Below are 13,006 nucleotides of genomic sequence, written 5' to 3' on the forward strand. Positions count from 1 at the left end.
TCAGACCGCCTCCGTCCGGGCCGGGCCGGGTGCGGCGGCACGTATGCGCGTCCAGGGCGTCAGCAGCCGCTGCACACCGAGCAGCAGCAGGTCCGCGACGACCGCGAGCAGCACGCAGAGCACCGAGGCGGCCAGCACCTGGGCCTTGAAGAAGCTCGGCAGCGCGTCCTCGATGAGATTGCCCAGGCCGCCCCGGCCGACGATGGAGCCGACCGTGGTCAGCGCGATCGTGGACACCGTGGCGATCCGTATCCCCGCCATCAGTGCGGGCAGCGCGAGCGGCAGCTCCACCTCCCACAGCAGGCGGAGCGGCCCGTAACCCATGCCGTGCGCGGCCTCCTTCGCCTCCTCGGGCACCGCTTCCAGGCCCGCCAGGATGTTGCGTACGAGGATGGTCAGCGAATACAGCACGAGCCCGGTCACCACCAGGGCGGCGGAGAGCCCGAACAGGGGCAGCAGCAGCGAGAACATCGCGAGCGACGGCACGGTGTAGAGCACCGTCGTCAGCCCGAGGACCGGTCCGGCGAAGCCGCGGCCCCGGCGGGCGAGCAGCGCCAGCGGGAAGGCGACGGCCACCCCGATCGCGACCGAGACGGCGGTGAGCCAGATGTGCTGGACGGTGGCGTCCGTCAACTCCTGGCTCCGGGAACGGAGATACTCCCCGCAGATCCAGTCGTTCGTCACCAGGCAGTTCTGTCCGGCCATCCGTCCCCCCACCTCCCGTTCGCCTTCTCGTACTGATGTCCGGCGAGCCTATCCTCGACCACTGACAATCGCCGGAGCCGTTGTGTTCCAGCAACATGTCCTTCACAGAACACCCGCGACAATGGGGAACCATGATCCGTTTCGAGCACGTCACCAAGCGGTATGCGGACGGCACCACCGCCGTCGACGGCCTTTCCTTCGAGGTCGCCGAGGGTGAACTGGTCACGCTCGTCGGACCGTCGGGATGCGGCAAGACGACCACCATGAAGATGGTGAACCGGCTGACCGAACCGACCGAGGGCCGGATATTCCTCGACGGGGACGACATATCCGCCATCGACCCCGTCCAACTGCGCCGCCGCATCGGCTATGTGATCCAGCAAGTGGGCCTCTTCCCGCACAAGACGGTCCTGGAGAACACCGCCACCGTTCCCCATCTCCTCGGCTGGAAACGCCAAAAGGGCCGCGCTCGTGCCGCGGAACTCCTCGACCTGGTCGGACTCGATCCTTCCGTTTATGGCGACCGCTATCCCGAACAGCTCTCCGGCGGACAGCGCCAACGCGTCGGGGTGGCCCGGGCACTGGCCGCCGACCCACCGGTCCTGCTGATGGACGAACCGTTCGGCGCGGTCGACCCGGTGGTCCGCGAGCACCTTCAGAACGAATTCCTGAAGCTTCAGGAACAGGTCCGCAAAACCGTCCTGTTCGTCACCCACGACATCGAGGAAGCGGTCCGGCTCGGCGACCGCATCGCCGTTTACGGACAGGGCTCGATCGAGCAGTTCGACACTCCGGCCACCGTGCTCGGCGCCCCCGCCAACGCCTATGTCGCCGACTTCGTGGGCGCCGACCGGGGCCTCAAGCGGCTCTCGGTCACCCCCGTCGAGGAGAGCGACCTCGACCGCCCGCCCGTCGTCCACCTGGACGACCCGCTGTCCACCGCGACCGAACGCCTCCGCGCGGAGGGCGCCCGCTGGGCCGTCGTCCTGGACGGCGACGAGCACCTGCACGGCTGGATACCCGCCGACGACGCCCGCACCGCCGCCAAGGGCACCGTCCGCGACCACGCCCGCCGCATGGAGGCGTGGCTTCCCCTCGGTGCCCCGCTCAAACAGGCATTCGCCACCATGCTCCAGCACGACGCCGGCTGGATCGCCGTCATCGACGAGGCGGGCGAGGGCCGCTTCCTGGGCGTGCTCACCCCGGCCCGCCTGCACGAGGCGCTGCGCCGCTCGGTCGGCGCGGACGGCCGCGCGGTGCCGCGCGCGGAGGTCGAGGTCGAGAGCGTGGCGGGCGCGGCCGGGCTGTGAGAAGGCGGGGCCCGTACGCTCAGCTCTCGCTCAGCCGGCTGCTCAGCCACTCCAGCGCCGCCGGGATCTCCCGGCGCCACGTGTTGAAGTTGTGCCCGCCGCTGTCCAGCACGATCGAGGAGACCTGCGCCGGCTGCTTCACCTTGGCCACGAACTTCTGCGTGCCGGCGTAGTTCGCCTCACCGTGGCGCGAGGTCGTCACCAGGAACGAGGAGTCCGGCTGCGGCCGGTTGTCCAGCGACCACAGCAGGTCCGCCCGGTGCCGCGCCCCCTCGTCGCCGTGGAAGAGGTCGCCCGTCGTCGGGTCCTCGGCCGCCTTGTAGTACGCGGAGAGCCCCGCGCTCGCCGCGTACCGGCCCGGATGGTGCAGCCCGATCTTCAACGCGCAGTAGCCGCCCGTCGAGTTGCCGATGATGCCCCAGTTGCGGGCGCGCTTACCCACCCGGTAGCCGGCCGACACCGCCCGGGGCACGTCGTCCGCGAAGAACGTCTCCGTCTTCGGACCGCCCTTTATGTCCACGCACTCGGTGTCCCGGGGCGGCGCCACGGTCGGACGCAGCATCACCAGGACCATCGGCTGCGCCCGTCCGGCCCTCACCCGTTCGTGTGCCGTACGCGGATAGCGCAGCCCCTTGAGCAGGTTCTCCGCGGTCCCCGGATAGCCGGTCAGCACCACCACCGCCGGGAACTTCCGCCGGGCGAACGCCGGCTGGAAGTACTCCGGCGGCAGATACACGTAAGCCGCGCTCTCGATGCCCGACCGGTGCCCCGCGATCACGACCTTGTCGATCCGGCCGGCCACCCTCGGCAGCGCCCCGCCCGGCACGTCCGGCCGCTGCGAGCCCACCCGGACGATGTTCTTCGCGGCCAGCGTCCCGGCGGCATGGTCGGTGACCACGCCCAGCTCCTGCTTGCGGCCGAACAGGTCGGCCCAGGAGCCGTAGAAGAGGAAGCTGTTGTTGGCCAGCAGGCCGACCGTGACGAACACCGCCACCTGGGTCGCGAGCAGCATGCCCACCCGGCCGAGCACCGAGGGCGCACCGCGCCGGGCGAGCCTCGGCCAGCACCAGACGGTGACGGTGAACAGCACGACGGCCAGCGCGATCGCGAGGATCAGCAGCGGCTTGCCCGTAAGGCCCATGACCGGTGAACTTTCTGTCAGGAAATTTCCGGGCAGCGGTGAACCCGTGGTCCGGAAGGATCGTCCTAGAGGTCGCACATCGTCCGCGGGGCTCCGGCCGCCGGACTCCAGGAAATCTCTCGCGGAACCACGGGAAGCGATGTCTGTCACGCTAGATGGGGATAAATCAGGATCGGTTCCGGTTCGCGTACGGGCGTTCGTGCGCGGTCCCCGGCCGGAGGCCGTGCCCGCGCTCGTCGGCACGGCGTGCACCGCCGTCGGGCTGATCGACGTCGCCGCCGGGGTCTTCCCGCGCTTCCGGCACAGCCGCGTGCACAGCCTCGCCGAGGTCCTTCCCGGGGCCCTCGGCCCGTTCGCCGCCGCGCTCTCGCTCAGCGCCGGCGTCCTGCTGCTGCTCCTGGCCCACGGCCTCAAACGGCACAAGCGCCGGGCCTGGCGGGCCGCGGTCGTGCTCCTCCCGGCGGGCGCGCTGGCCCAGTTCACCTACCGGCACTCGATCCTGGGCGCCCTGGTCTCGCTGACGCTGTGTTACCTGCTGGTACGCCACCGGAGCGAGTTCGCCGCCCTGCCCGACCCGCGCAGCCGCTGGCGGGCCCTGGCCAACTTCGTGCTGCTCGGCGCCGGTTCGCTCGGCCTCGGCCTGGTCATCGTCAGCGCCCACCCGCACCGCCTGGTCGGCAGCCCCAGCATCGCCGACCGGCTCCAGCACGTGCTGTACGGCCTGGTCGGCTTCGAGGGGCCCGTCGACTACGCCGGGGACACCTCCTGGACCGTCGGCTGCTCGCTCGGCGCCCTCGGCCTGCTGACCGCCGTCACCACCATCTACCTGGCCTTCCGCCCCGAACACCCGGCCGCCCGGCTCACCGAGGACGACGAGGCCCGGCTGCGCGCCCTGCTGGAACGGCACGGCGGACGCGACTCGCTCGGCCACTTCGCGCTCCGCCGCGACAAGGCCGTCGTCTTCTCGCCCAGCGGCAAGGCGGCCGTCTGCTACCGCGTGGTCTCCGGCGTGATGCTCGCCAGCGGCGACCCGATCGGTGACGTGGAGGCGTGGCCCGGCGCCATCGAACGCTTCATGGACGAGGCCCGGGCGCACTCCTGGGCCCCCGCCGTCATGGGCTGCGGCGAGACCGGCGGCGAGGTCTGGACCCGCGAGACCGGACTCACCGCCCTGGAGCTGGGCGACGAGGCGGTGGTCGACGTCGCGGATTTCTCCCTCGCCGGGCGCGCGATGCGCAACGTACGCCAGATGGTGAAGCGCATTGAGCGCAACGGCTACGAGACCCGCGTCCGGCGCGTGGCCGACATCGGCGAGACCGAACTCGCCCGCATCCGCCGGGCCGCCGCCGACTGGCGCGGCACCGACACCGAACGCGGCTTCTCCATGGCCCTCGGCCGCATCGGCGACGCCTCCGACCAGGACTGCTTCGTCGCCACCGCCCACAAGGCGGACGAGCACGGCGACAGCTCCCCGTACGGCGACCTGAAGGCCGTGCTCCACTTCGTACCCTGGGGCACCGACGGCATGTCCCTCGACCTCATGCGCCGCGACCGCTCCGCCGACCCCGGCATGAACGAGCTGCTGATCGTCGCGTCCCTCCAGGCCGCGCCCCGGCTCGGCATCAGCCGGGTCTCGCTGAACTTCGCGATGTTCCGCTCCGCCCTCGCCCGGGGCGAGAAGCTGGGCGCGGGGCCCGTTCTGCGGGTCTGGCGCGGGCTGCTGATCTTCCTCTCGCGCTGGTTCCAGATCGAGTCGCTGTACAAGTTCAACGCCAAGTTCCGGCCGCGCTGGGAGCCCCGCTTCGTGGTCTACCGCACCGCCCGCGACCTGCCCCGCATCTCCTTCGCCGCGATGCAGGCCGAGGGCTTCGTCCACCTGGCCCTCCCCCGCCCCCTCCGCCTCGCCCCGCGCCGCCCCTGCGCCCACGCACGGCCCCGGCCGGGCGAGCAGGACGCCCGTACGGCGTAGACCTACCCCGTACGGGCCTAGGCTGGTCATATGAGTACGTTGCGCGGAACGGTCCAGGGGCTGCCGGAGTGGGACCGCTGCGCGGTCATGGGCGTCGTCAACGTGACGCCCGACTCCTTCTCCGACGGGGGCCGCTGGTTCGACACCACGAGGGCCGTCAAGCACGGCCTCGACCTGGTCGCCGAGGGCGCCGACCTCGTGGACGTCGGCGGCGAGTCCACCCGCCCCGGCGCCAGCCGGGTGGACGAGTCCGAGGAGCTGCGCCGGGTGATCCCGGTCGTCCGGGGCCTGGTCTCCGAGGGCGTCACGGTCTCCGTCGACACCATGCGCGCCCGCGTCGCCGAGCAGGCGATCGGCGCCGGGGCGGTCCTCGTCAACGACGTCAGCGGCGGCCAGGCCGACCCGGACATGGTCCCCGTGGTCGCCGCCGCCGGCGCGCCATTCGTCGTCATGCACTGGCGCGGCTTCAGCGAGTCGATGAACAGCCGGGCGGTGTACGGGGACGTGGTCGGCGAGGTCACCGACGAGCTGCGCGCCCGGATGGACGCGGTGGTGGCCGGCGGCATCGCCCCGGAACGCCTGGTGATCGACCCCGGGCTCGGCTTCGCCAAGGACGCCCCGCACGACCTGGCGCTGCTGGCCGGGCTGGACGCGCTGCACGCCCTCGGCCGCCCCCTGCTGGTCGCCGCGTCCCGCAAGCGGTTCCTGGGCCATGTGCTGGCCCGCGAGGGCGCCGCGCCGCCGCCCGCCCGCGAGCGCGACGCCGCCACCGCCGCAGTCTCCGCCCTCTCCGCCCGGGCCGGCGCCTGGGCGGTCCGGGTCCACGAGGTCCGGGCCACCGCCGACGCCGTCCGGGTCGCCCGCGCCATCGAGGGAGCCGCGTGACCGGGCCGGGTGACGAGGTGACGGGACCGGGCGACGAGGTGACCGGCCCCGCGGACGAGCACGCGGACGCCGCCGCCGACATCGCGGCCGTCGAGCGGGCCAACACCGCGTACTACGAGGCGGTGGAGCGCGGCGACCTGGACGCGCTGACGTCCGCCTGGCTGCCGGACGAGGAGCTGACGGTCTCCTGCATCCACCCCGGGTGGCCGGTGCTCAGCGGGCGGCGCGAGGTGCTGCGCAGTTACGCGCTGATCATGGCGAACACCGAGTACATCCAGTTCTTCCTGACCGACGTCGGCGTCTCCATGACCGCCGACACCGCGCTGGTGACCTGCACCGAGAACATCCTCAGCGGCGGCCCCGCCGAGGAGGGCGCCTCGCTCGGCCCGCTCGTCGGGCAGCTCGTCGTCGCCACGAATGTGTTCCGCCGCACTCCGGACGGCTGGAAGCTCTGGTCGCACCACGGTTCGCCCGTACTGGCCGAAACCGGCGAGGAAGAGGACGAAGACCCCGCGCCCTGAGCCGGTCCGGCCCACTTTCGGGCACGAAAGCCGGGCCGGGGTGATTGGACCCCGCCGCATCGGGGTATCAGCGGCTATCTGTTCCGTACCCACAGGCCCGGCCCCCGCGGGGAAGGGCTGTCGGTGCTCGCAGGTAGATTCGAAATCGGGCACCCGGCCGCCCGCACGCGGCCCCGTGCCCTACGACCAACGACAGCAGGAGTGATTCGCGTGGATCGTGTCGCGCTGCGCGGCCTCAAGGCCCGCGGGCACCATGGCGTCTTCCCCCGGGAACGGGAAGAGGGGCAGACGTTCATCGTGGACCTGGTGCTCGGCCTCGACACCCGCCCCGCGGCAGCCACCGACGACCTGACGAGGACCGTGCACTACGGCGTGGTCGCGGAGGAGGTCGTCGCGGTGGTCCAGGGCGAGCCGGTCGACCTGATCGAGACGCTCGCCGAGCGCATCGCCCAGCAGTGCCTCAAGCACGACGGCGTCGAGGAGGTGGAGGTCGTGGTGCACAAGCCGGACGCGCCCATCACCGTCCCGTTCGACGACGTCACCATCACCATCACCCGGAGCCGAGCATGACTGCATTTTCCACCGAAGGGCAGAGCGACCCGACCGTACAGCCGGTGCCCGCCTCCGTGGTCGAGCAGGTGGACGCGGCGGACATCACCCTGTCCAACCCCAAAATGGCCGTGCTCTCGCTCGGCGCCAACCTGGGCAACCGCCTGGAGACGATCCAGGGCGCCATCGACGCCCTGGAGGACACGCCCGGCCTCCGGGTCAAGGCCGTCTCCCCGGTGTACGAAACGGAGCCCTGGGGCGTCGCCCCGGGCTCCCAGCCCTCGTACTTCAACGCGGTGATCGTCGTGAAGACGACGCTGCCCCCGTCCTCGCTCCTGGAGCGCGGCCAGGCCATCGAGGAAGCCTTCGAACGGGTCCGCGAGGAGCGCTGGGGTCCGCGCACGATCGACGTCGACATCGTCTCGTACGCGGATGTCGTCTCCGACGACCCGGTGCTCACCCTCCCCCACCCCCGGGCCCGCGAGCGCGCCTTCGTCCTCGCCCCCTGGCACGACGTGGACCCCGAGGCCCAGCTGCCCGGCGCGGGCGCGGTCGCCGATCTGCTGACCGGTGTCGGGCGCGACGGCGTGCTCCCCCGGACCGACCTGGAACTCCGGCTGCCCGAGTAGTCGTTAGGCTCACAGGACACAGCACGACGGACACAGGCGGCGAAGGGCGGCGCACGGGGTGAAGCAACTACGGCTCGGAGTCCTGGCCGGCCTCTTCGCCGCCGCCGGAGTCCTGTCCTGGGGCGCCGCCCGCCTCTGGGACTCCCTGGGCACGCTGCCGAGCGTCCCGCTCTTCGCCCCCATCGTCCTCGCGCTGATCGCCGTCGTCCTGCTGGCCACGGCCCTGTCCGTCCGCGCCCGCCTGCGCGCCCAGCGCGAACGCCGTCCCGGCGCCAAGGGCGTCGAGCCCCTGATGGCCGCCCGCGCCCTGGTCTTCGCCCAGGCGAGCGCCCTGGTCGTCGCCCTGGTCTCCGGCATGTACGCCGGCACGGCCGTCTTCCTGCTCGGCTCCCTGGACAACCCGCCCCGCCGCGACCAGGCCATCTACGCCGCCTTCGCGGTCCTGGCCGGCCTCGCGGTCATCGCCGCCGCCCTCTTCCTGGAACACGTCTGCAAGCTCCCGGACGACAAGGACGACAACAAGCCGGACGCGGCGGCGGCGTAGGACCGGCGCCGGGTCCGGCTCGGGGACGGGCGGGGAGCGGGGTCAGCGCGCCATGATGAGGCTCATGGCCTCGGCGCGCGTCGCGGGGTCGCGCAGCTGCCCGCGGACCGCCGAGGTCAGCGTCTTTGCCCCGGGCTTGCGGATGCCGCGCATCGACATGCACATGTGCTCGCACTCGATGACGACGATGACGCCGCGCGGCTCCAGGATCTCCATCAGGGACTCGGCGATCTGCGTGGTCAGCCGCTCCTGCACCTGCGGCCGGCGGGCGTAGACGTCCACCAGCCGGGCCAGCTTCGACAGGCCGGTGATCTTCCCGCTGGTGGCCGGGATGTACCCGACGTGCGCCACTCCGCGGAACGGGACCAGGTGGTGTTCACACGTGCTGAACACCTCGATGTCCTTGACGAGCACCATCTCGTCGTGGCCCAGGTCGAACGTGGTCGTCAGGACGTCCTCGGGCTGCTGGTACAGGCCGGCGAATATCTCCTTGTACGCCCGCGCCACCCGCGCCGGCGTCTCCCGCAGGCCCTCGCGGTCGGGGTCCTCGCCCACGGCCAGCAGGAGCTCGCGGACGGCGGCCTCGGCACGTTTCTCGTCGAACTCGCCGATCGGGCCCTGGGGGTCCAGCGTCACCGGGTCGGTCATGTGTGCCTCGTTCCTTGAGCTGTCGCTGCGGGGGCATCCGCGCAGGTGTACGGAAAAGCCGCGCCCCCAACAGGCTAGAACCTGGGGGGCGCGGCATCCATTCCGGGCCTGGTGGGAGCCCCGTGATGGGGGACACACCGGGTCGGGTGACTAGCTCTCGGGGCGCTCCTCGGGAAGGGCCTCCGTGGCCGGGACGGTGTCCGTGACCGGGGCGGCGGCCGTGCTCGCGCCGTTGGTGAGGGCGAGCTCCTTCGGGGAGAGGACCGGCGGGCGGGTGGACGGGGTGCGCCGGGCGGAGCCGGTCCACGCGGGGCGGGCCGGGCGCTTGACGATGGGGGCGAAGATCTCGGCGATCTCCTCCTTGCCCAGGGTCTCCTTCTCCAGGAGGCGGAGGACCAGGGTGTCCAGCACGTCGCGATTCTCTACGAGGATCTCCCACGCGTCGTTGTGCGCGGTCTCGATGAGCTTCTTGACCTCTTCGTCCACCAGCGCGGCGACCTCTTCCGAGTAGTCGCGCTGGTGGCCCATCTCGCGGCCGACGAACGGTTCGGTGTTGTCGCCGCCGAACTTGATCGCGCCGAGCCGCTCGGTCATGCCGTACTGGGTGACCATCGCGCGGGCCGTCGCCGTGGCCTTCTCGATGTCGTTCGCGGCGCCGGTGGTCGGGTCGTGGAAGACCAGCTCCTCGGCCGCGCGCCCGCCCAGCATGTACGCCAGCTGGTCGAGCATCTCGTTGCGCGTCGTGGAGTACTTGTCCTCCTCCGGGAGCACCATCGTGTAACCGAGGGCGCGGCCGCGGGAGAGGATCGTGATCTTGTGGACCGGGTCCGACTGGGGGGAGGCCGCCGCGACCAGGGCGTGTCCGCCCTCGTGGTACGCGGTGATCTTCTTCTCCTTCTCGGACATGATCCGGGTCCGCTTCTGCGGGCCCGCCACGACGCGGTCGATGGCCTCGTCCAGCATCGCGTTGTCGATGAGCTTCTGGTTGCTGCGCGCCGTCAGGAGCGCGGCCTCGTTCAGCACGTTCGACAGGTCGGCACCGGTGAAGCCGGGCGTGCGGCGGGCGACGGCGCCGAGGTCGACGTCCGGGGCGACCGGCTTGCCCTTCTGGTGGACCTTCAGGATCTCCAGGCGGCCCTGCATGTCCGGCCGGTCGACCGCGATCTGCCGGTCGAAGCGGCCCGGGCGCAGCAGCGCCGGGTCGAGGATGTCCGGGCGGTTCGTGGCGGCGATCAGGATGACGCCACCCTTCACGTCGAAGCCGTCCATCTCCACGAGCAGCTGGTTGAGGGTCTGCTCGCGCTCGTCGTGACCGCCGCCCATGCCGGCGCCGCGGTGGCGGCCGACGGCGTCGATCTCGTCGACGAAGACGATCGCCGGGGCGTTCGCCTTGGCCTGCTCGAAGAGGTCGCGGACGCGGGAGGCGCCGACACCGACGAACATCTCCACGAAGTCGGAGCCGGAGATCGAGTAGAACGGGACGCCCGCCTCGCCCGCGACGGCGCGCGCGAGCAGGGTCTTGCCCGTACCGGGAGGCCCGTAGAGCAGGACGCCCTTGGGAATCTTGGCGCCGACGGCCTGGAACTTGGCCGGCTCCTGGAGGAACTCCTTGATCTCGTGGAGCTCCTCGACGGCCTCGTCCGAGCCCGCCACGTCGGCGAACGTCGTCTTCGGGGTGTCCTTGGTGATCAGCTTGGCCTTGGACTTGCCGAACTGCATGACCTTGGAGCCGCCACCCTGCATCTGGTTCATCAGGAAGAGGAAGACGACCACGATGAGGACGAACGGCAGCAGCGAGAAGAGGATCGAGACGAACGGGGACTGCTTCGAGGGCGAAACGGTGTACCCGTTCTTGATGTCGCCGCTCTCGTACTTCTTCTGGAGCATGTCGGCGAGCTGGACGCCCTGGTTGCCGATGTAGCTCGCCTGGAACTTGCTGCCGGACTCGCCGGACAGCTTCTGACCGTCCTTCAGTTCGATCTTGATGATGTGATCGTCACCGGTGGTGAGCTTGGCCTGGTCCACCTGGTTCTTGCTGATCGCCTGGATCACCTGGCCGGTGTCCACCGTCTTGTGGCCGCCGCCCGAGCCGACGACATTCATCAACACGACCACGGCGAGGACGGCCAGCACGATCCACATGACCGGCCCACGGAAGTATCGCTTCACGTCCATCCATACGAGGCGAAGACGCCCCGTCCCTCCTGCCCGTAGGTAAATGCTGCTGTGAGTAAAGACTGTTCTTCGGACGGTACCCCAGCATGGTCACCGGCGTCCGCCTCGGACGTCCGGCAATCGCGCCTCGAAGGCTCAACGGCGGGCGGCCCGTGAGGGTTCCCGGCGGGCCCTGCGGCGGGCCCGCGGGGCCTCAGCCTCCGTATACGTGCGGGGCGAGGGTCCCGACGAAGGGGAGGTTGCGGTACTTCTCGGCGTAGTCGAGGCCGTAGCCGACGACGAACTCGTTGGGAATGTCGAAGCCGACCCACTTGCAGTCGAGCGCGACCTTGGCCGCGTCCGGCTTGCGCAGCAGGGTGCAGATCTCCAGCGAGGCGGGCTCGCGCGAGCCCAGGTTCGACATCAGCCAGGACAGGGTCAGGCCGGAGTCGATGATGTCCTCGACGATCAGGACGTGCTTGCCCTTGATGTCGGTGTCCAGGTCCTTGAGGATCCGGACGACACCGGAGGACTGGGTGCCCGCGCCGTACGAGGAGACGGCCATCCAGTCCATGGTGACGGGGGTGGACAGCGCGCGCGCCAGGTCCGCCATGACCATGACGGCGCCCTTGAGGACCCCGACGAGGAGCAGGTCCTTCCCGGCGTACTCCGCGTCGATCTTCGCGGCCAGCTCCACGAGCTTCGCGTCGATCTCTTCCTTGGTGAGGAGCACCGACTGGAGGTCGGTGCCCATGTCCTTCTCGTTCACCCGCGTCTCTTTCTGTGCCTGCCGGTCCGGGGGTGGAGTCCCGGGCCCGCGCGGCCGCTCGCCCTGCGTGTCAGCCGCTCGTGCGTCAGCTCTGCCGGATGACCAGTCTGCCACCCTGCCGCAGGGCTTCGACGCGGCCGGGGAGGTTGATGGCCTGCTGGCCGCGCCAGCCGGTGACCAGCCGGTCGACTTCCTCGATGTGCCGGGCGAACAGCGAACCGGCCGGGGAACCCGCCTCTATGGCGGCCCGGCGCAGCACCCGGCGGCGTACGGCGGGGGGCAGCGCGTACAGCTTGGCGCACTCCAGGCGGCCGGCGTCGTCGCGTACGTCACGGTCGGCGGCGGCGGCCCAGGTGTCGAGGGCGTCCGCGTCGTCGCGGGAGAGCTGGGCCGTACGGGCGAGGGCTTCGACCACGCCCTTGCCGAGGGCCTTCTCCAGGGCGGGCAGGCCCTCGTGGCGCAGCCGGGAGCGGGTGTAGGCGGGGTCGATGTTGTGGGGGTCGTCCCAGACGGGCAGGGACTGGGCGAGGCAGGCGGTGCGGGCGGTCTGCCGGTCGAGCTGGAGGAAGGGGCGGCGGTAGCGGCCGGCCGGGCCGGAGGCGGCGGCCATGCCGGACAGGGAGCGGATGCCGGAGCCGCGGGCGAGGCCGAGCAGGACGGTCTCGGCCTGGTCGTCGCGGGTGTGGCCGAGGAGGACGGCGGCGGCGCCGTGGCGTTCGGCGGCGGCGTCGAGCGCGGCGTAGCGGGCGTCGCGGGCGGCGGCCTCGGGTCCGCCTTCGCGGCCGACGTGGACGGCGACGGCCTCGGCGGGGCCGAGGTCCATGGCGGCGAGCCGGGCGGCGACCTCGGTGGCGCGGAGGTCGGAGCCGTCCTGGAGGCCGTGGTCGACGGTGATGCCGCCGGCCCGGACGGGGAGTTTGCGGGCCTCGAAGGCGAGGGCGGAGGCGAGCGCCATGGAGTCGGCGCCGCCGGAGCAGGCCACGAGCACCAGGGGGGTGTCGGGGCGGTCGGGGAGGGTGCCGGGGCGGCTGCCCGCGCCGGCCCGGGCGAGCTCGGGGTGCGGGGCGTGCCCGGCGCGTTCGGTCTGTTCGGCGTGTTCGGCGATGACGTCGTGGAGTACGCGGCGGACCGCCAGGCGTATCGCCGCGACCGCAGGATGGGGACCCATGTCCGGTGCCCTTC

Annotated in this window: 13 protein-coding genes; 7 read left to right on the forward strand and 6 right to left on the reverse strand. The window is 71.5% G+C overall.

The genetic code is table 11. From position 1 onward, the window contains the following. Complete coding sequence (locus tag OG338_RS12740) at positions 1 to 705, reverse strand: ABC transporter permease (RefSeq protein ID WP_405937450.1); 705 nt, start codon at positions 703 to 705, stop codon at positions 1 to 3. A 131-nt stretch (positions 706 to 836) separates the two neighbouring features. On the opposite strand from OG338_RS12740, the gene OG338_RS12745 reads away from it, so the two are divergent. Further along, entirely contained in the window at positions 837 to 2,015 is a 1,179-nt protein-coding gene (locus tag OG338_RS12745; protein ID WP_405937451.1) for a betaine/proline/choline family ABC transporter ATP-binding protein, read from the forward strand. A 19-nt stretch (positions 2,016 to 2,034) separates the two neighbouring features. Here OG338_RS12745 and OG338_RS12750 read toward each other — a convergent pair whose 3' ends face one another. Next, positions 2,035 to 3,156, reverse strand: coding sequence for an alpha/beta hydrolase (locus tag OG338_RS12750; protein WP_405937452.1), 1,122 nt, complete (start codon positions 3,154 to 3,156; stop codon positions 2,035 to 2,037). 139 nt (positions 3,157 to 3,295) lie between these two features. Between OG338_RS12750 and OG338_RS12755 the strand changes: the two genes are divergently transcribed. The 6 genes from OG338_RS12755 (at position 3,296) to OG338_RS12780 (ending at position 8,253) form a co-directional block, all read left to right on the forward strand. Further along, positions 3,296 to 5,125 (forward strand): phosphatidylglycerol lysyltransferase domain-containing protein, encoded by a 1,830-nt coding sequence (locus OG338_RS12755; protein ID WP_405937453.1) that lies wholly within the window; start codon positions 3,296 to 3,298, stop codon positions 5,123 to 5,125. 87 nt (positions 5,126 to 5,212) lie between these two features. Further along, entirely contained in the window at positions 5,213 to 6,010 is a 798-nt protein-coding gene (folP, locus tag OG338_RS12760; protein ID WP_405940404.1) for a dihydropteroate synthase, read from the forward strand. A gap of 17 nt (positions 6,011 to 6,027) precedes the next feature. After that, complete coding sequence (locus tag OG338_RS12765) at positions 6,028 to 6,531, forward strand: nuclear transport factor 2 family protein (protein ID WP_405940405.1); 504 nt, start codon at positions 6,028 to 6,030, stop codon at positions 6,529 to 6,531. A 210-nt stretch (positions 6,532 to 6,741) separates the two neighbouring features. Further along, a complete protein-coding gene (gene folB / locus OG338_RS12770) occupies positions 6,742 to 7,101 on the forward strand; it encodes a dihydroneopterin aldolase (RefSeq protein ID WP_405937454.1) in 360 nt (119 codons plus the stop codon). Further along, complete coding sequence (folK, locus tag OG338_RS12775; RefSeq protein WP_405937455.1) at positions 7,098 to 7,709, forward strand: 2-amino-4-hydroxy-6-hydroxymethyldihydropteridine diphosphokinase; 612 nt, start codon at positions 7,098 to 7,100, stop codon at positions 7,707 to 7,709. Before folB ends, folK begins: the two co-directional genes overlap by 4 nt. Before the next feature lie 58 nt (positions 7,710 to 7,767). After that, entirely contained in the window at positions 7,768 to 8,253 is a 486-nt protein-coding gene (locus OG338_RS12780; RefSeq protein ID WP_405937456.1) for a DUF3180 domain-containing protein, read from the forward strand. Between the two features lie 42 nt (positions 8,254 to 8,295). On the opposite strand, the gene folE is transcribed toward OG338_RS12780, so the two are convergent. The 4 genes from folE to tilS form a co-directional block, all read right to left on the reverse strand. Then, positions 8,296 to 8,901, reverse strand: coding sequence for a GTP cyclohydrolase I FolE (gene folE, locus OG338_RS12785; RefSeq protein WP_405937457.1), 606 nt, complete (start codon positions 8,899 to 8,901; stop codon positions 8,296 to 8,298). A gap of 150 nt (positions 8,902 to 9,051) precedes the next feature. Further along, positions 9,052 to 11,076 (reverse strand): ATP-dependent zinc metalloprotease FtsH, encoded by a 2,025-nt coding sequence (gene ftsH / locus OG338_RS12790; RefSeq protein WP_405937458.1) that lies wholly within the window; start codon positions 11,074 to 11,076, stop codon positions 9,052 to 9,054. 193 nt (positions 11,077 to 11,269) lie between these two features. After that, positions 11,270 to 11,809, reverse strand: a complete 540-nt coding sequence (gene hpt, locus OG338_RS12795; RefSeq protein WP_037777945.1) for a hypoxanthine phosphoribosyltransferase — start codon at positions 11,807 to 11,809, stop codon at positions 11,270 to 11,272. 100 nt (positions 11,810 to 11,909) lie between these two features. Then, positions 11,910 to 12,992, reverse strand: coding sequence for a tRNA lysidine(34) synthetase TilS (gene tilS / locus OG338_RS12800; protein ID WP_405937459.1), 1,083 nt, complete (start codon positions 12,990 to 12,992; stop codon positions 11,910 to 11,912). Positions 12,993 to 13,006: the final 14 nt, after the last annotated feature.

The organism is Streptomyces sp. NBC_00726, from assembly GCF_045161735.1.
GTDB lineage: Bacteria > Actinomycetota > Actinomycetes > Streptomycetales > Streptomycetaceae > Streptomyces.

Excerpts from the sequence above, each read along its gene's own strand:
- OG338_RS12745 (WP_405937451.1), top strand. The coding sequence starts at position 837 with ATGATCCGTTTCGAGCACGTCACCAAGCGGTATGCGGACGGCACCACC.
- OG338_RS12750 (WP_405937452.1), bottom strand. The coding sequence starts at position 3,156 with ATGGGCCTTACGGGCAAGCCGCTGCTGATCCTCGCGATCGCGCTGGCC.
- folP (WP_405940404.1), top strand. The coding sequence starts at position 5,213 with ATGGGCGTCGTCAACGTGACGCCCGACTCCTTCTCCGACGGGGGCCGC.
- OG338_RS12755 (WP_405937453.1), top strand. The coding sequence starts at position 3,296 with ATGTCTGTCACGCTAGATGGGGATAAATCAGGATCGGTTCCGGTTCGC.
- folK (WP_405937455.1), top strand. The coding sequence starts at position 7,098 with ATGACTGCATTTTCCACCGAAGGGCAGAGCGACCCGACCGTACAGCCG.
- ftsH (WP_405937458.1), bottom strand. The coding sequence starts at position 11,076 with ATGGACGTGAAGCGATACTTCCGTGGGCCGGTCATGTGGATCGTGCTG.
- tilS (WP_405937459.1), bottom strand. The coding sequence starts at position 12,992 with ATGGGTCCCCATCCTGCGGTCGCGGCGATACGCCTGGCGGTCCGCCGC.
- folE (WP_405937457.1), bottom strand. The coding sequence starts at position 8,901 with ATGACCGACCCGGTGACGCTGGACCCCCAGGGCCCGATCGGCGAGTTC.
- hpt (WP_037777945.1), bottom strand. The coding sequence starts at position 11,809 with ATGGGCACCGACCTCCAGTCGGTGCTCCTCACCAAGGAAGAGATCGAC.
- OG338_RS12740 (WP_405937450.1), bottom strand. The coding sequence starts at position 705 with ATGGCCGGACAGAACTGCCTGGTGACGAACGACTGGATCTGCGGGGAG.